The organism is Roseateles sp. P5_E1, assembly GCF_054049335.1.
Genome location: NZ_JBFUMN010000374.1, coordinates 1 through 568 on the forward strand (window position 1 = coordinate 1; position 568 = coordinate 568).

Consider the following 568-nt stretch of genomic DNA (forward strand, 5'->3'; position numbering starts at 1 on the left):
ATCCTACCCTCAGCGTGCGTCCCGGCGCGAGTGCCCGTTGGCCATTTCGACGCCACCGTTGCCAACCGCGACGTTCCGGGCGTGCCTGCAGCAGGCGTGCCCGCCGACTTTCCCGGCCTGATCAGCCCCGCCGCCACACCCGCAGCCGGTTGTTGGCGGGCATGGCCACGTCCTCGATCAGCTGCAGGCCCTGCGCGGCCGCGAGCGCGTCCACCGCCTCCGCATCGCGGATACCTGAATCGGGATCGCGCGCCTTCAACCACCCATCGAACTGGCGGTTGCTGTCGCTGCTGAACTCGCCGTGGTAATTGAACGGCCCGTAGATGAACAACAGCGCGTCGTCCGCCATCACCGCCGGCAACCCGGCGAACAACGCCTGCACGTGCGCCCAGCTCATGATGTGCAGGGTATTGGCACTGAACACCGCATCGAAGGCGGGCGCGGCATCGGGCAGCGGTGCCAGGCCGGGCTGCGGCGCCAGCACCGCCTGCAACGGCCACGGTGCCGGCGCATTGGGCAGCGCGGCGGTGGCCAGGCGCTCGGCGATGCCGGGCACATGCTCCGGTTG

At 70.1% G+C, this 568-nt stretch carries 1 protein-coding gene; it reads right to left on the bottom strand.

Going from position 1 to position 568, the window contains the following annotated elements; genetic code table 11:
* Nucleotides 1–121 precede the first annotated feature (121 nt).
* Nucleotides 122–568: DUF938 domain-containing protein (locus tag ACXJKJ_RS31605; protein ID WP_457395643.1), on the bottom strand; the 447-nt coding region annotated here is incomplete at its 5' end.